Here is an 18,146-nt window from a genome sequence, read left to right as displayed (position 1 = left end):
GTTATGCTTTCTTTTTCAGTACAATTTGTTCAGATTGTTTTTTCACAATCAAATCGAAGAAGTCACGCAGGGTGGAATAATCATCCGGCGTAAATGTCGCTTTATTCAATTGAACCCTGCAGCGGAATTGAATGGTATTTTCATTTTGCTGTATCAGGTACTGGAACTGGCCTTCATCTTCATTCAGTTTTACCATGGTTGATTTTGGCAGCTCTTCTATTACATAGCCTTCAGGTACGATCAGGTTCAGCGTATACACCTCGTCCATCAGGTACGGCATTTCCACAGGGTAACGACGCTCCAGTGATTTGAACGGATTACTTTTATAGGCTTCCATCAGCATCGGGTTCAGGTACAACATACCCGCATCGTCCGGGGTCATTTCAAAATCATACTTTACCGATAATGGCACTTCGTAATCATCCATGTCACTGATCTCTGCATTGGATATGGTAGTTTCCATAGAGAAGCCTTTAGCAATCGGCTTAAAGTACGCATCCTTGCCATTCTTCACTATATCTGCTCTCATTTTGCAGGACTCATAGTAAGTCGGCTTCTGGGAAAAAAAGCCTTTGATCTTACCGCTATCGCCCACCAGCGTCACATAAGTGCTCTTGGCTTCCAACAGGGTATTGGGATCCAGTGAAACCGGGATGACTTCAGGAGACATAATTCTTGCATGCCCGTTATAGCAGGTATAATCCAGATGGCCAAAGCCCAGGTAAGGCTCGGAAGCATCCAGGAAATACCACTCCTCACCGGTATTCAGGGCCGCAATCGTATAATTGAAACGGCCTACCATTGGGTACATTTCATAAGTAACACCATTGTCGCGGGTGCTCAATATGAGGGGATACACGTTCAGACCCGCTCTGCGCAACATAGCTACCAGCAACAGGTTGATGTCGGCATCATTCCCGCTGTGAGAGGAATAAATGGCTTTTAATGATTGGGACAAATACAGGTCGTCGTGACTGGTGCAGGTAAAATTACTTCTTACATAATTATAAATGCGGCGAGCTTTGGCTGTATCATCGGTAAGCCCTTTGATCAGCTCATCTACTTTATCACCCAGGAAACCGTTGTTTTTGTCCAGACCATCGCCAAAGTATTCAGACTTCTTCAGCTCCTCATACAGTTTACCCCAGGTACCCAGTACCGGTTTTACAGGTTGATCCGGATACCTGTAGGCAGAAAGCTGGAACTGGATCATAGATACGTGGTTCCAGATACTGGTAGTGAATTCCTCTTCACGCAGTGCAGGCACATTCTCCGCCTCCCATTTATAGATATTGGTAACGGAGTTGATGGTGTAATACTGGGTATGACCTGTTTTACCGCCATAAGCGTTCTCTTCATCATAAGCGATGGTAAGGGACTGATGCCCCTGCGACTTATTTTCCTTAACAGGGATATAACCAGATCGCAGGAAGATGTATTCGTAAAACTCCGGCACTGTTACCTCATACCTGTTATAGATCGTAGGGTAATTGGTGCTCTGGAACTGCCAGGGGTGCAGGCGCATCTTATAAGGAGTGGCGAGGGTGTAAGTGTATTCAATGATACTGCCTTCTTTTACAGCAGGCAACGTGAACTTCTGCACGACATCGCCTTTTTTGTCAATTTTATCTGTGAAGATGCTTTTGCTGTCCATCTTCGTTTCTACCACCTTTGTCCCTTCCAGGTTATAGGTAGTCGCTTTGATGTCTTTGAGTTTGTTTTCGTCTGTTTCTCCTTTGTAATAATGGATCTTTACAGTGGCGGCATCATAACCGTTTTTGTCCAGAATGCGGATACGGGTGTGACGTTTAAATACCAATACCAGGCCATTGACCCTTTCTGATTCGAACGAAGCTTCGCCGATATCAGAGATAATCACCGCATGGGCACCGGTATCCTGCTCAAAACCAGTTTTGCTGAAATCTTTTGGATCAACTTTCCCAAATTTAATTTTGTCCTGGGAAAACACATTCAATGACAATACAATGCCCATAAACAGGGCAAAGGGGAACATTCCGACTTGTTGTGGTCGCATACTCGAAGTAACTAAGGTAATAGGATTGATTTACGTAAATGAAGATATGCAAAAAGTAGGTTTTCCATAAAAAATTTCATTTTTCTTTACCTTGCAGGTCACATGCAATTGGCAGAGACATATACAGCATTTATAAAAGCGCAGGCAGCGGATCTGGGATTTGATCACTGTGGAATAGCCCGTGCCGTACAGCTGGATGACGATGCCCGAAGACTGGAAACGTGGCTGAACAAGGGTATGCATGGAAATATGAAGTACATGGAGAATCATTTTGACAAGCGGATTGACCCCAGGAAACTGGTGGATAACGCCCGGTCGGTGATTACGCTATTATTAAACTACTACCCCTCGGAACAGCAGGTGCCCGATGCCCCCCGGATCTCCAAATATGCTTATGGAAAAGATTACCATGAGGTGATCAAAGCGAAACTGAATACCTTGCTGGCCAGGATGCAGGAGACCATGGGCGAAGTGAGCGGACGGGGATTTGTCGATTCGGCACCGGTATTGGAAAGGGCCTGGGCGCAAAAGAGTGGGTTGGGATGGCTCGGTAAAAACGGGAATCTCATCCACAAGCAGGCAGGGTCGTTCTTTTTTATTGCTACACTCATTACGGATGTGGAGCTGGTATACGATAATCCTGTAGGAGATTATTGCGGGTCCTGTACCAAATGCCTGGATGCCTGCCCTACAGGGGCGCTGGTAGCACCGGGCGTGGTAGATGGTAGCAGGTGCATCTCTTATTATACCATAGAACTGAAGGAATTGCTGATTCCTGAAAAGATGCAGGGGCAATTTGATAACTGGATGTTTGGGTGTGATACCTGTCAGGATGTATGCCCCTGGAACAGGTTTTCAAAGCCGAATCAAACGGCAGAGTTTACGCCTATACCTGAAATACTGAATTTTTCCACAAAGGATTGGGAGGAGCTAACGGAGGAAGAGTTTAGAAGGATTTTTAAACATTCGCCCATGAAACGATCGAAATACGCCGGCATCAGGAGGAATCTGAACTTTTTGGAATTTTGAGGAATTTGCTAATGCTGGCAACAGAAGGAATCTGAAATTTTGGGAATACTAAAGAGTTCACTAACGCTGGCAGCAGAAGGAATCTAAACTTTGGGAATACTAAAGAGTTCACTAACGCTGGCAGCAGGAGGAATCTGAACTTTTTGGAATACTTAAGAATTCACTAATGCTGGCAGCAGAAGGAATCTGAACTTTGGGAATAATAAAGAGTACACTAACGCGGGCAGCAGAAGGAATCTGAACTTTGGGAATAATAAAGAGTTCACTAACGTGGGCAGCAGAAGGAATCTGAACTTTGGGAATAATAAAGAGTTCACTAACGAAGTCTTCTAAATTTCCTGAAATTTTAAAACATTCACCCGGCCCACAGGCCAATCCCCCATTTATTTTAACGTTATTTTATCTTTTCTTTTCCGTAAATTGTATGACTTGCCAACAAACTTACTCTATCGGGGGTTACTAAAAAGAGTCTTATTTTATTATGGAAGAAGTACAGGTTTTAACTGCTCCGGGATTGTACGGATCGGGGCCGCAACACTGGCAGACAATATGGGAAAACCTGCCGGGTGTAAAGAGAATAGAACAGAACAACTGGGATCAACCCGAACTAAACGACTGGATCAACAGCATTGAAGATGCGGTATCCAAAGCCGGTCCTGATGTAGTGATCGCAGCACATTCCCTGGGATGCCTCGCCCTTGCCCACTGGGCACAGCACACAAAATTGAAGATCCGCGGCGCGCTGCTGGTGGCTCCACCAGATGCTGACCGAACGGGATTTCCAACAGTAGCGAAAAGCTTTGCGCCTACGCCGTTACAGCCATTACCTTTCAGGAGCATTGTGGTTTCGAGTACCAATGATGAATATGCTAGCCTGCAACGGGCAAAGACATTTGCGAGTGCATGGGGAAGCAGGTTTGTGAATGTAGGGGAAGCGGGCCATATTAATGCGGAGAGTAATTTAGGGGAATGGGAAAATGGGCAGACGTTGGTGGAGGAGTTAGTGAGGAATTGGGAAACGCTGTAAAGTTTAAATGCAGGCAAATCACTAAAACCATCAAATTATTTAAAAAATGAAAGGCTGGAAGATTCCAGCCTTTGTTATTCCACGTCATCTATGGCGTTATGCCAATTCTTTTATCGCTGACCTTTTAACAGGTAGATAGCTTCATTCCATCTCAGCTCATTCCTGAACTGGTATAAATCAGTGTCCTTACCAATCTTCACATACTCGATACCCGCCATGTCGGCAAAGTCCTGCATATGTGCACTACCCAGGTTCTGGCTATATACGGTATGGTGTGCGCCACCAGCCTGAATCCATGCGGCACAACCTGTACGCATATCTGGCAGTGGTTTCCACAACACTCTCGCTACCGGCAGTTTAGGCAGGTCCTGTACAGGTTTCACGGCTTCCACTTCATTTACCAGCAAACGGAAACGGTTGCCCATATCAATCAAAGATGCATTGATGGCAGGTCCCGCGTCTACATTGAATACCAGTCTTACAGGATCGGCTTTGCCGCCGATACCCAGTGGATGGATTTCGCAGCTTGGCTTACCATCTGCAATAGAGGAACAGATTTCGAGCATATGTGCGCCCAGTACGAGCCTGTTAGCCGGATCGAAATGGTAAGTATAGTCTTCCATGAAGGAGTTACCACCAGGCAGTCCACTACCCATTACTTTCGCCGCTCTTACCAGTGCAGAAGTTTTCCAGTCGCCTTCACCGCCAAAACCGTAACCATCTGCCATCAGACGCTGTACAGCGATACCTGGCAGTTGTTCCATACCATGGAGGTCCTGGAAAGTATCTGTAAATCCTTTGAAGTTTCCATCTTCCAGGAATGCACGCAGCCCTAGTTCGATCTTAGCAGCTGTACGCAGAGAAGCATGTTGTGCACCACCTTTTACAAGGGTAGCACCCAGTTTATATACATCTGCATATTCAGCCACCAGCTTGTCGATGCTGGCGTCGGAAACCTGGTTCACGAAAGCCACCACATCGCCGATACCATAACCATTTACGGAATAACCGAACTGTAACTCAGCTTCCACCTTGTCACCTTCAGTAACCGCTACTTCGCGCATGTTATCGCCGATACGGGCAAATTTTGCACCCTGCCAGTCGAACCAACCTGCGGCTGCTCTGAGCCAGGTATTCAGTTCGCCGATCACATCAGGATCCTGCCAGTGGCCACATATCACTTTGCGCTCGATGCGCATGCGTGACATCATAAAACCAAACTCTCTGTCACCATGAGCTGACTGGTTCAGGTTCATGAAGTCCATATCGATCTCACCCCATGGAATATCCCGGTTGAACTGGGTATGGAGGTGTAATAAAGGACGTTGTAATATTTTCAGCCCCCTGATCCACATTTTGGCAGGAGAGAATGTATGCATCCAGGCAATCACACCGATACAGTTTTTTGCGGCATTGGCTTCCTGGCAAATGGCATAGATCTCTTCGGGGGTTTTTACAGTAGGCTTGAATACGATCTTAACGGGAATGTTCGGATCGGCGTCCAGGGAGGCAGCGATGGTTTGTGCATGCGCAGCTACCTGCTGCAGGGTCTCTTCTCCATAAAGGTGCTGGCTACCGGTCACGAACCAGGCTTCAAGTTGCTTCAACTGTATCATATGCTATTGAATTTTTTTGTGATTAGTATTTATGGTTGTCCGTTTACGGAAATTGGATGATAGGTTTCGTATCGGATTACAGCTATCTTTTTACTGCTTAACGATTACAGGTTTCGAATTACAGTTACCGGATTTTCATTTACCGGTTACCTTTATCGAATTCCTGTTTTCTGATGGCTAGTATCGGATTACAGCTATCTCTTTACTGTTTACCGATTACAGGTTTCGAATTACAGTTATCGGATTTTCATTTACCGGTTACCTTTATCGAATTCCTGTTTTCTGATGACTAGTATCGGATTACAGCTATCTCATTACTGTTTACCGATTACAGCCTTCCGTTACTGTTGCCCGTAATAAGAATCCGGACCATGTTTCCGCTCAAAATGTTTTTTAATCAAAGAGTCCTTCAGGCGGGGGCATGAAGGGCGGATGGTTTCCGTGAGATAAGCCATTCTCGCTACTTCTTCCAGCACGGCGGCGTTGTACACTGCTTTGTCTGCTGTTTTTCCCCAGGTAAAAGGGGCATGATTGCCTACCAGGATCATTTCAATCTCTTCGTAACTGAGGTTACGCTCATTCAAACAGTTCATGATCTGGAAGCCGGTCTCATGCTCATAGTTACCCTTGATCATATCATCGTGCATGGGTGGTGCGCAAGGCACATCGCTGGTCAGATGATCTGCATGGGTCGTGCCATAGATCGGGATATCCCTTTGTGCCTGTGCCCAGGCAGTAGCATAGGTAGAATGCGTATGCACAATACCGCCAATGTGGGCCCAGTGCTTGTAGAGCACTGCATGGGTTTTGGTATCTGACGATGGCCGTCCGTTGTTCGTAACATTGTTTGCATCGAAATCGACAATCACCATTTTCTCTGGCGAGAGCAGGTTGTAAGGCACGCCGCTGGGTTTGATGGCAAATACCCCGGCTTTGTGGTCGGCTACGCTGACGTTGCCAAAGGTGAAGAGGACCAGCCCTAAAGCGGGCAGTTGCATGTTAGCGTGGTAAGCCTGCTCCTGAAGTTCCTTGTATGGATGGCTCATTTGTATAATTTTTCAGTGAACGCTCCTGTTTACTTGAATTTTTTGATAGGACGCATTTAATCAGCTTTTCTGTAAATGCACCTATTTCCCTGAATTCCCTGAATTGACTCACTTAAACAGTTTTTCTGTAAATGCGCCTATTTCCTTAAACTTCTCATACCTATTGGCATAATAAGACACATTTTGCTCCCTTGGGAACCAGGTAGTTTCAAAACCAGAGGTCATGGCAGCCTGCGCAACATCAATATCAGGGTGAACACCCGCTACCACAGCGGCAAACATGGCCGCACCCAGTGCACAGGCATTTTCGCTGTTTACAATGCGGATAGGTCTGTTCATCACATCGGCCAGTACCTGCATGGCATAACCTGATTTTTTAGCCACACCACCCAGTGCAATCACTTCCTGAATAGGAATGCCTTCCTGAACAAAGCGGTCCGCAATGGCTTTGGCACCAAAGGCCGCCGCTTCTACGAGCGTTTTGAAAAGTTGCACCGCATCGGTACCCAGGTGTAAACCAGTAATAGTGCTCTTGACAGTATGATTAGCATCAGGTGTACGACGGCCGTTGAACCAGTCCATGGCTATCGGGTCGTTGTCACGCAATGGGAGTTGTTCTGCTTTTTTTGACAGGTAAGCAAGGAGTTTGCCTTCCACTTCCGCCAGTTTATCTTTTTCTTCCGGCATGAGGTCGTATAATGGTCCCATGATCAGTTTACGAAGCCATGCAAAGATGTCGCCGTAAGCAGACTGGCCTGCTTCCAAACCAAGCATATCGGGCACCACAGAGCCGTCTACCTGACCGCAGATACCTTTTACCAGTTTGTCGCTGGTTTCTTCCAGCGGAGCGATGAGGATATCGCAGGTGCTGGTGCCGATCACCTTACAGAGGGAGTATGGACGGATACCGCCACCTACCGCACCCATGTGGGCATCGAAGGCGCCGGTGCCGATCACAACATCAGCAGGCAGCCCTAATTTTTCTGCCCATTCAGCGGTGATAGTACCAGCAGGTACAGTGGCATCCACTGTATCGGTGTACATCTGATCGTATTTATCGAGAACAGGGTTCAGTTTGGAAAGGAAGTCATTTGGCGGCAATCCTTTCCAGGAAGCGTGCCACATAGCTTTGTGACCTGCGGCACAACGGCTGCGAAGCAGGGTATCGACACTTTTGTTGCCGGTGAGTACGGCCGGGATCCAGTCGCAATGTTCTACCCAGGCAGCGGCTGCTGCTTCGATGGCAGGATCTTCGGTTACGACATGGAGTATTTTGGCCCAGAACCATTCGCTGCTGTATATGCCACCGCTGTAAGCAGTATAATCTTTGCCATTGCTATGGGAGATGTCATTAATCAGGGCCGCTTCCGAGTTGGCAGTATGATCTTTCCAGAGAACGAACATGGCGTTGGGGTTTTCTTCAAAACCGGGCAACAGGGCCAGGGGCGTACCTTGTTCGTTGACAGGGCCGGGGGTGGAACCGGTGGTATCGACGGCGATGCCTTTCACCCTGGCGGCGGTGCCAGCCGGGCATTGTTTCAGCGCGTCTTTAATACTGTTTTCCAGCCCTTCCAGGTAATCTTTAGGGTGCTGGCGGTATTGCTGGATGGCGGGGTCACAGAAGAGCCCCTTTTTCCAGCGAGGATAAAAATACACGGCACTACCGGCTTCCTGACCGGTCTGCGTATCTACAACAAGGGAGCGGACTGAGTCGGTGCCGAAGTCGACACCTATAACATATGAATGTTCCATAACGATCGGCCCTTTCCAACAACCTAAGGCGGCGGAAAGTTGTTTTAAAATGAAAAATAAATAATGCCTTTATTGTCAGTTTGACATTTATAAAACGTGGTAAAAAAAGACGATATGAGGGAGACCCATATCTATCATTTTTTATTATTTAAGATTACCCGGATCGGAAACGAAGTTGAGGAAGGCGTGGAATTTGGCGCTGTATTTTCTTTTATCCAGCTTGTAATAGAATGCTCCCCTTTTGGAAGTAGCCCTCTCTTTTTCTTTTTGTTTGATCAGTAAACCCGTGGACAATACTTTACGGCTGAAGTTCCTTTTGTCAAAGCCGGATTCGTATACGGCTTCGAAGAGGATTTGCAGCTGTGGGATGGTAAATTTGGCTGGCAACAGTTCGAACAGCAGCGGGTGAATAGCTGCTTTGTAACGTAAGCGTGCCAGTGCTTCAGATACCATCTGTGCATGGTCAAAAATCAGTTTTGGCGCCTCTTTGAGAGGGAACCATTCTGCCTTGTACTCATCGCTCAGCTGTTGTTTGTACTGATTGATGTCGATCAGGGCATAATAAGCTACAGACAAGGTTCGCTCCACCGGATCGCGGTTAGGGCCACCATAGGCATTGAGCTGCTCCATGAAGACGCCATCCAGTCCTGTCAGTTTGGTCAGTGTACGGGTGGCTGCCTCTTCGAGGCCTTCGTCCGCCTGCACAAAACCGCCCATCAGGCTCCACTTTCCTTTCTCCGGTTCAAATCCACGCTTGATAAGCAAGAGCTTAAGATCCTGTCCGTCAAAACCGAAAATTATACAGTCTACTGCTATCAGCATCCGGGTTTGCCGGGAATAACGTGTCATACTTTCCTGGTGTTTAATTCTGCTAATATAAAACTCCCCATTGATATTCCCAGCATTTAGTGATATTGATAGCTATAATATGAATGCAATATAAAAAATTAAATGTCATTTTTACAATTATTTATCCCGCCTTTTTTAATATTTCTTTTTTAGCAGCCCGCAGGGGATTGCGCCAAAACAGAACGCTTTTACTGTAGGCAAAAGCGTTCTGTTTTGGGAGGGGATTTTATGGAAAAAGAAATTCTGTTTATAGCTATGAAGGGGATAGTACCTCTTTATAGATCTGAAGGGGATAGTTACATTTGTAGATTTGAAGGGGAGAGTACCATTTATAGCTATGAAGAAGATAGTCCCCCTTTATAGCTCCGAAGAGGATAGTTCCACTTATAGCACTAGAAAAGATAGTCTCCCTTTATAGCTCCGAAGGGGATAGTTCCGTATAGTCGCTTATAAAACGAATAATATTGTTATAAGCTGCAAACTCCTCTTTAGTATGCATAGTAGTGATCACCACCGCTTTCATACCTGCATTCTGCGCGGCTTCTACACCTTTAGGTGCATCTTCAAACACGATGCAGTCTTCGGGTCTTACCCCCATCTTTTCAGCCGCCTTCAGGAAAGTTTCCGGATGAGGCTTGCTGTCTACCACGTCATCGGCGGTTATAATTGTCTTGAAATAGGATCTCAGGTGCAGATCATCAATTGTAAAATCTACATTGAATGGGATCGCGGCGGTGCCGATACCCATTGGGATGCCCAGTTCACGCGACTGATCCAGAAATTGCTGTAATCCGGCAATCAGGCCAAGGTGAGGGCGGTAAGCTTCCTGGTAACGGCGCTCTTTTTCGAGGGCCAGTTGATCCATTTGTTCGTTTGTGAATTTGCCTTTGCCAAAGATACGGATCAGGACTTCCTGGTTTTTGCCATACATTTCCTTTTTTACTGCTTCGCGGCTGAGGTTTGCACCAAGGTCGTCGTTGAGGATATTAAACCAGCCATGTACATGATACTCCATATCATCTATCATAGTGCCGTTCATGTCGAAGATAAATGCCCGTTTCATAGTCGTTGTACTTTGGGGCAAAGGTAGAAAAATAAAAGCGGGGATTTGATGGTTGTCCTCCGGACAATCATCAAATCCCCGCGGGCCGGAGGGTAAGGCCATCCTGGGGATGGCCTTACCCTCTGGAAGATGAACATACCCTCTGGAAGATGAACATACCCTCTGGAAGATGAGCATACCCTCTTGGAAGAATGAGCATACCCTCTTGGAAGATGAGCACACCCTCCGGGAGAATGTGCATACCTTCCAAGAAGATGGCCTTACCCTTCGGGAGAATGAGCAGACCCTCCGGCGGGCAGTACAACCCGGATATTAAATTTCATCTACCACCACCGCGGGTCTCCCGCGGAACTCTTCCCTGCAAAACCACTGTCCTTAATAGTAAAATTCCCATTCGCCGGATCCGTCCACAGATCTGTCACCGTACCTGCATACACCGTCAATCCCACAATCGCATTTCCACTCACCACATAATCCGATGTGTTAAAACTACTACTTACATTAATCAACGTGGCAGCATTCGCCCGGATCCCACGTACACTCGTACTTCCTCCGTTATTCCGCCCGACACCGATGATACAACTCTTCAGACTGATACCCGCCGTGATATTGTTGGTCGCTGACTGACTATAATCCACCAGGTAAGCCGATCCCCCACCCTGCGGCGCCTCATTAAAGGTGCAGTTACTCAGTACCACTGAATTGGAATTCTGCTTACTGGTCACCACTTTTTCCAGCTTATATAATGTACTGTTCTGTATTGTGATATTCTGTATCGCACAAGCCACATTATCACAATTCACCACTCCATAATTCGAAATACTGTCTACCACACAATTATTCACCACAAAGTCACCCACCTTTGTACCACCGGTAGCAGAAGTTTGTAACCTTACCACACCACGGAATATTTCTACATGACAATCTTCAAAAAGGATCTTACCAATGGTTGCTACATTGCTGGCATTGATCACGTACCTGCTGGCATAGTCATTACTCCGTAAAGTCAATCCCCTGAATACAACAGAGTCGATCACACTCCCCGCCGTCACATTGAAGTTGTTGGTGAAATAGATCAATGGTAACTGTGTATTGAAGCTGTTCTCACTCACGAATGATACGGCTTTGCCCAGTTCCATCGCAATATCGATATTATACGTCTCCCCTCTTTTCAGGATGATAATACTCCCCGCTCCCACTTTCGGTAAGGTATCTTCCAGGATACCCGGCACGCCTGTGATACCTGTCAGGTCTATCACATTCGGTCCGGTCGCCACACCGGCTTTGGTCGTAAAGGTCAGTATCCCCTTACTCACTTCTTCTTTAAAGATTTCTACTGTATAGGTTGTCAGTGGTTGCAGACTATCTACCTGCAATTTGCCCGCAATACTCTGTTCTTCCGACAATCCAATTGTTCTGGAAACACCGTCAGTTGTGAAGACCAGCTTCGTCAACCCCTGTGTAGATTTCCATAACAGAATGACAGATTTATCGATGAGATTACTATCTGCCAATGGTAGCAACAACTGCTCACCTGTAATGGAGAAACTTTTACTATACACCCAATTGGATGCACTGGCCGTATCTTTGCCATTCGTTCTTACACGGGCATAATACTTTTTACGTACTTCCAGGTATTGATCTGAAATCCTGATTCCAGTGGTATCTGTTGCAAAACTATGCGCCGTGGTCGCAAAAGTAGAATCCTGTGAAACCTCGACTGCATATGTCACTGCCGTACCGGAAGTGAACAATGCCGCTTTCCATGTGAGTGTAGCCAGCGTATCTGCCGTACTGATAGAGATATCACCCGATGGCATAAATTGCCTGGACAGACTGAGTTCATCTTCTTTTTTCTTACAGGCCAACAGGCTGATGAACAGAAAAAATATTACATAACGCATATAAGTCATTTTAATAGCCCTGATTTTGTACCCGCTTGTATTTATTGTTCAAAGCATCAACAAAAATTGGTAGCCCTGATTTTTGTACCCGCTTGCTGTTTTTGTTCAAAGCATCTACAAAAACTAGTAGCCCTGATTTTGCACCAGCTTGTAATTGCTATTCAAAGCATCAACAAAAATTGGTAGCCCTGATTTTGTACCAGCTTGCTGTTTTTGTTCAAAGCATCTACAAAAACTAGTAGCCCTGATTTTGTACCAGCTTGTAATTGTTATTCAAAGCATCAACAAAAATTGGTAGCCCTGATTTTGTACCCGCTTGCTGTTTTTGTTCAAAGCATCAACAAAAACTAATACCCCTGATTTTGTACCAGCTTATAATTGCTATTCAAAGCATCTACAAAAACTAATACCCTGATTTTGTACCAGCTTGTAATTGCTATTCAAAGCATCTACAGAAATTAATAACCTTGATTTTGTACCAGCTTATAATTACTATTCAAAGCATCTGTAGGAATAGGAAGCAGCTCTTTCTTATTCGCCTCAAAATAAATCGCATACCCCTTCCTTGCCCCCGTCAGGTAATCTTCATTCACCGCCGCCCGCCAACTCTTGGCGGTATACCCCGAAGGCGCAGAAGAAACCCCCAATCCCGGTTCAAACAACACCTGCGATACCGGTCCGCCATACAAATTCAGCGCCTGTGTTTCATCCACTGAATTCGTAATATTATACGTCGCCGCTTTTGCATAGAGGTACAAAGGCACATTCGCATACCGCCCCTCTCCATTCATAAACTGACGCAACTTATCTCTTGTCTCTGTCAACTTTGTAGCCAGCAGGTTCCAGCGGATCAGATCATACTTCCGAATCCCTTCACCCCCGAATTCCAGCAACCTTTCATGCACGACAGCATCAAAGAATCCCTGTTTATCTGTAGGTATTTCTGGCAACCGTTCCAGGTGCCCTACATAAGCTCTTTTCTGTACCTGCAGCAAAGCATCCTGCGCCTTTGCAGAAGGCGCTTCGTTGATTTCATTGTCTGCCTCTGCATACATCAGCAATACATCAGAGAACCGAAGTATCGGCCAGTTGATAGCCAGATTCTGCGATGTGCCGGTAATGCTCGTCCAGGAACGGCGATACTTACCATCCGTCATCACCCCAGCTGTTACCGCTATCTTCTGACTATTTGCATCTATTTCAAACAGGTTAATGGTCACATCCCGGCGACAATCGCCAATGGAATCAAATTCATAAAAATACGTGGGTAATACATTGATGCCGCCACCACCGCCACCAAAGCGGGAAGAGGTATTATGCTTCAGGCCATTGTAATACCCCAGCTTACTATCTGTACTGGCATTCCCACCATAGGCGCCAATTTCAAACATCAGTTCATGCGCATCGTCTGTCCGCGTAGATGTATGCAATGACTTGAAGATATTTTCATACACAGGGTTCAGCGAATGCTGTTCAGGATGAGCCATGATATCCGCACATTCATCATAAGCTATCTGGTAGAACTTTTTATAATCATCTCTTCTCGCCATCACATGAGGATTTGTACGCAATGAATATCCACCCACTGCCAGTGCAATTCTGGCCCGGATCCCTTTCACCGCACCTTTGGTGAGTCGTAAATTCTGATCGGGTGATTCCGTTCTCCAGGGCACTAATTCTTCCGCCACTGCCAGATCATCCAGCAATTGCTGATAAATGGAATCCTTGTCAGTCCTGGGCAGGTACATATCCGCCAGATCTGCGGCGGGCACCAATTGTGCGGGCAGATCTCCCCAGTTGCGCAACGCTTCAAAGTAAAACTGCGCACGCAGGGTCAATGCCTCTCCATACATCTTCTTCATCTGTGACTGCTCTGTTGCAGAACCACCATTATACAAAGGAGACAACGGGATATATTTGATACAAATATTCGCTCGCTCTATTCCTTTGAACAACTGGTTGAAAGGGTTCGGCAAATCACTATTCCCCGCACTGGCACCATAAGTACTGATCCCTCTTCTGTCGTCAGCACTATAGTCACCGGACGTTTTGAAATCGTCGGATGATTGTGGAAACAAACAGGAAATACGGTTACCGTATCCATTATCGCCGATCAACATGGCGTATACACCCACCACCGCAGCATTCGTATTGGATACACTGGTAAATACAGCATCCTGCGATATCGTAGACGGGTTCTCGATCGTCAGGTATTTTTTGCAAGCACTGAATGCTGTGGCAAAAATGATAAGTATAAAGAATGAACGTATGTACGCGTACATAATCAAATCGTTTAATCCATTAAAAAGAAACATTGACACCACCCAGTATGAAACGGCTTCTTGGGTAAGCCGCATAATCTACCCCCGGCGTGAGCGGGTTGCTGCGGCGGGTATTGGCCTCCGGATCATAGCCCGTATACTTTGTAAATGTGTACAGGTTATTGACGGTGGCATACACCCTGAAACGGGAGAAGACATGGGTTCTCTTCAGCAAGGTAGCTGGCAGTGAATACCCGATGGTCAGATTACTGATCCTGATAAAGGATCCATCTTCTATAGCAAAGGAGTGCAGGAAGTAGTTGCCCGCAGGTGCTGACCAGTATTTAGTATCTTTGTTCAACGCCTGCAACTGATCCGGATCTGTTACCAGTGCACCATTGTCGCCATACCATTTCCACGCATCTTTCATCTCCCTGATCAGGTTGTTGTCTTTGTATTGATAGGTAGTGGTAAATTCGATCTTATTCGCATTGTATACCTTGTTGCCATAAGAGAAGTTGACAAAAACACTGACGTCAAATCCCCTCCATGTAAACTGCTGGTTAAAACCACCAAAGAACTTCGGCTGGGCATTGCCCAAAACCTGTCTGTCATTCAGTCCAATGATTTTGGAAGTATCTTTTGACAGCTTCTTCAGTTTGAGGTCACCGGGTTGCACTTCACGGCTACCAAGGGCTACCGCGCTGGTATTTGGCACATCTGATTTCAGTGTATAATGTTGTGTGCCGGCGTCGTAATTGAAATCTTCGATTTTGTAATAACCATCGGTGACATAGCCATAAAACTGCCCGATTGGCTGTCCTACCTGTACGAGAAAGTCGTTCAGACTATTTACCCAACCGGATTGGGCGTAATAAGATTTCAAGGGAGCACCGGTAGGATCCGTACCCAGACTCACAATTTTATTTCTGTTCGCCGCAATGTTGAAAGACACATTGTAACTCATTTTTTTCTTATTGATCACCACCGCCGCTATCTGTAGCTCCAGTCCCTTATTTTGTGTCTTCCCTACATTCTGGATCTGGCTGCTATAACCGGTTGTCTGAGGTATCTGGGCAGCCAGCAGGAGATCGCGGGTATTGTTGTAATAATAATCCACGGAACCACTGATCCGGTTATCTAATACAGCGAAGTCCAGACCGAGGTTGCGGGATACGGTCGTTTCCCATTTCAGTCGTGGATTTGCTAAAGACAAAGGAGCAGTACCAGGAGTCACAGATTCATCAAAGGCATAGGAGCTGGTGCTGGTACCATACATGGTTTTGAACAGGTCTTCCGAGATGCGGTTATTACCCGCAGTACCCAGTGTAGCGCGTAGTTTCAGGTCAGAAAGCCAATGAATATTCCGCATGAAATTTTCCTGTGTCACCCGCCATGCGAGCGCTATAGATGGGAAGGAAGCAAAACCATTTTCATAACTGAACCGGGAAGACCCATCATAGCGCAGGGTGAGTGTGGCCAGGTACCTGTTGTTGTACCCATAATTGGCCCTGCCAAAAAATGAGATCAGCCTGTTTTGGGTCACGCTGGTAGTAGGCGGATCCTGTATTTGTCCGGTAGGCGGCGTGGCCTTTTGAATACCGGCAAATGCCTGTTCCGGTGTAAGATCCACAGGCATCCACTTGACAGTAGTGCTCTGAGAATTCCCTTTCAGCATATAAATTTCCTGACCGGCCAGCAGATCGATCTGGTGTTTATTATTAAAGTTTTTGTTATAACTAAGCGTATTTGAATTGGTGAGGGTCGTCGTTTCTCCTGTAGCAATAGTGACTACCGGCATATCTGCATTAGAACGCGCAACGGATGTAACATATCCATTGTAAGTATTGGTACGCGTGCCTGTACTGGTGAAACCTACCGTACTCCGGAAGGTCAATCCATCCAGGATCGTGAAATTCAGATAACCATTCAGGTTAGCATCATTACGGTAATCATATTTCAATTCATTGTGTGCAAGTAACACAGGATTCGTGAGGTTCGTAAGATTCGCATATTCAGGATCAAATACATCCACCACATCTTCATCACCGGGAGCGATGAACGGCTTGTAACGTACGGCATTGCGCAGGCGGTTAGTACCCTGCGAACCCGTATTTGAAGTACCTACCCCATCTACCCGCTGACGGCTGTACCGGGTAGTGATGCCTACCTTCAAACGTTTGCTGGCAGTATGATCAAAACGGAATGCTGCCATGGTACGGCGATAACCGGATTCCAGCATGATACCCTGTTCGGAAGTATTGTTCAGCGTGAGGTTGAAAGACGAAGTTTTACTACCACCTGTTACCGTGACCACATGGGTATTGTTCGTGGCATTGCGGCCAAATACTTCATCCTGCCAGTCAGTAGCCGGTACCTGTTTGTACAATTCAAGATCCTCCCAGCGACCATACTTATCCCTGAAAGCATTTTTGGTATCATCGTCGGTTTGATAGTTGTACAGTTTATACTGGTACTTTACATAGTCATACGGCGATAAAACCGGTAGTTCGTTCACAATACTGCGTACCCCCATATAGCCATCATAATTTACGCGGGTCGGCATGTCTTTCCCCCCTTTGGTGGTGATGATCACCACACCATTCGCACCTCTGGCACCATAGATGGCTGTAGATGCAGCATCCTTGAGTACATCGATACTTTGAATTTCCTGTGGTGACAATAAAGAGAGCGCATTTTCAACCTGTATACCATCTACAATGTAGAGCGGAGAATTGTCCTGTGTGATAGAGCCACCGCCTCTTACACGGATCAGGATATCAGCACCGGGTCTACCTTCGGTAGTCGTGACCTGCACACCTGCCAGGCGGCCTGCCAGTGCTTCGGCAGCGGTATTGGCCGGTACGTCTTTCAGTTCTTTCTGCGCATTCAGCGAAGAAGCAGCACCGGTAAAGTTGCCTTTGGATACGGTGCCATAGCCAACTACCACTACTTCGTTCATGTTGTTGTTCGCTAGTTGTAATTGTGCCTTTACCGTGTTGGATGGTGAAGCGTTCACTGTGAGTGTCTGGTAGCCTACATAGGTCAGTACCAGAGAGACCGTTTGTCCATTGGGAACTTTGAGGTGAAACTGTCCGTCGGCATCAGTCTGGGTACCCGTATTCGTGTTTTTAATACGAATGGTAACCCCCGGCAATTTATCGCCGGATTCTTTGCTGGTAACTGTTCCAGAAATCTGATACGACTGGGCAAACACCTCCATACATCCCAGGAGGATGGTCATGAAGAAAATTAATCCTTTCATAAGTGGAATTCAATGTTTAGAATCTTATAACTATTTCATAGACGTGTTCAAGTGGTTGATAGAATTGTCGGAGAATATCGGGTTACTGCTACAAAATGTCCCTCCTTATTATTCATGCTCCTTCAACAATTTTAACGGCTAATTTTCTAACGAACAACTTATTACGCGTGTTTATTTACGCAATCGTTCCCGGAACTTAACCGGAGGTAATACCTCACAGGTGAATTTAGCCTTTATTGGATAGCCCACTAAAGTATAGGGAAGCTTTATGACCAATCATACATCTCAACTACACTATA

Annotated in this window: 12 protein-coding genes; 3 read left to right on the top strand and 9 right to left on the bottom strand. The window is 46.2% G+C overall.

Translation table 11 applies throughout. From position 1 onward, the window contains the following. Window position 1: 1 nt before the first annotated feature. The gene (locus QQL36_RS24370; protein WP_321567087.1) at window positions 2–2,035 is read right to left on the bottom strand and encodes a DUF3858 domain-containing protein; all 2,034 of its coding nucleotides are present in this window, start codon (window positions 2,033–2,035) and stop codon (window positions 2–4) included. Window positions 2,036–2,137: 102 nt separating this feature from the next. Here QQL36_RS24370 and queG point away from each other — a divergent pair, with 102 nt between their 5' ends. After that, on the top strand, window positions 2,138–3,064 hold the full coding sequence (gene queG / locus QQL36_RS24365; RefSeq protein ID WP_321567086.1) for a tRNA epoxyqueuosine(34) reductase QueG: 927 nt from the start codon (window positions 2,138–2,140) through the stop codon (window positions 3,062–3,064). Window positions 3,065–3,545: 481 nt separating this feature from the next. Continuing rightward, window positions 3,546–4,091, top strand: a complete 546-nt coding sequence (locus tag QQL36_RS24360) for an RBBP9/YdeN family alpha/beta hydrolase (protein ID WP_083723060.1) — start codon at window positions 3,546–3,548, stop codon at window positions 4,089–4,091. Between the two features lie 110 nt (window positions 4,092–4,201). On the opposite strand, the gene araA is transcribed toward QQL36_RS24360, so the two are convergent. The 5 genes from araA to QQL36_RS24335 form a co-directional block, all read right to left on the bottom strand. Continuing rightward, on the bottom strand, window positions 4,202–5,707 hold the full coding sequence (araA, locus tag QQL36_RS24355) for an L-arabinose isomerase (protein ID WP_321567085.1): 1,506 nt from the start codon (window positions 5,705–5,707) through the stop codon (window positions 4,202–4,204). Window positions 5,708–6,048: 341 nt separating this feature from the next. Continuing rightward, entirely contained in the window at window positions 6,049–6,753 is a 705-nt protein-coding gene (gene araD / locus QQL36_RS24350) for an L-ribulose-5-phosphate 4-epimerase AraD (protein WP_083723058.1), read from the bottom strand. Between the two features lie 108 nt (window positions 6,754–6,861). Beyond that, the gene (locus tag QQL36_RS24345; protein ID WP_321567084.1) at window positions 6,862–8,505 is read right to left on the bottom strand and encodes a ribulokinase; all 1,644 of its coding nucleotides are present in this window, start codon (window positions 8,503–8,505) and stop codon (window positions 6,862–6,864) included. Window positions 8,506–8,649: 144 nt separating this feature from the next. Further along, window positions 8,650–9,354, bottom strand: coding sequence for an NUDIX hydrolase (locus QQL36_RS24340; RefSeq protein ID WP_083723056.1), 705 nt, complete (start codon window positions 9,352–9,354; stop codon window positions 8,650–8,652). 412 nt (window positions 9,355–9,766) lie between these two features. Continuing rightward, window positions 9,767–10,417 (bottom strand): HAD family phosphatase, encoded by a 651-nt coding sequence (locus QQL36_RS24335; RefSeq protein ID WP_321567083.1) that lies wholly within the window; start codon window positions 10,415–10,417, stop codon window positions 9,767–9,769. A gap of 169 nt (window positions 10,418–10,586) precedes the next feature. Here QQL36_RS24335 and QQL36_RS24330 point away from each other — a divergent pair, with 169 nt between their 5' ends. After that, window positions 10,587–10,733 carry a hypothetical protein gene (locus QQL36_RS24330; RefSeq protein WP_321567082.1) on the top strand — a complete coding sequence of 49 codons (147 nt, stop codon included), beginning with the start codon at window positions 10,587–10,589 and terminating at the stop codon, window positions 10,731–10,733. A gap of 7 nt (window positions 10,734–10,740) precedes the next feature. On the opposite strand, the gene QQL36_RS24325 is transcribed toward QQL36_RS24330, so the two are convergent. The 3 genes from QQL36_RS24325 to QQL36_RS24315 all read right to left on the bottom strand — a co-directional run bounded on the left by QQL36_RS24325 (window position 10,741) and on the right by QQL36_RS24315 (window position 17,847). Beyond that, window positions 10,741–12,321 (bottom strand): DUF5123 domain-containing protein, encoded by a 1,581-nt coding sequence (locus QQL36_RS24325; RefSeq protein WP_321567081.1) that lies wholly within the window; start codon window positions 12,319–12,321, stop codon window positions 10,741–10,743. A 458-nt stretch (window positions 12,322–12,779) separates the two neighbouring features. Then, the gene (locus QQL36_RS24320; RefSeq protein WP_321567080.1) at window positions 12,780–14,603 is read right to left on the bottom strand and encodes a RagB/SusD family nutrient uptake outer membrane protein; all 1,824 of its coding nucleotides are present in this window, start codon (window positions 14,601–14,603) and stop codon (window positions 12,780–12,782) included. Between the two features lie 19 nt (window positions 14,604–14,622). Continuing rightward, window positions 14,623–17,847 carry a TonB-dependent receptor gene (locus QQL36_RS24315; protein ID WP_321567079.1) on the bottom strand — a complete coding sequence of 1,075 codons (3,225 nt, stop codon included), beginning with the start codon at window positions 17,845–17,847 and terminating at the stop codon, window positions 14,623–14,625. Window positions 17,848–18,146 lie beyond the last annotated feature (299 nt).

The sequence above is a fragment of the Chitinophaga sp. LS1 genome (genome assembly GCF_034274695.1).
Classification (GTDB): domain Bacteria; phylum Bacteroidota; class Bacteroidia; order Chitinophagales; family Chitinophagaceae; genus Chitinophaga.
Note: the sequence above shows the minus strand (reverse complement) of the source record. Positions and strands in the feature narration are given on the sequence as shown.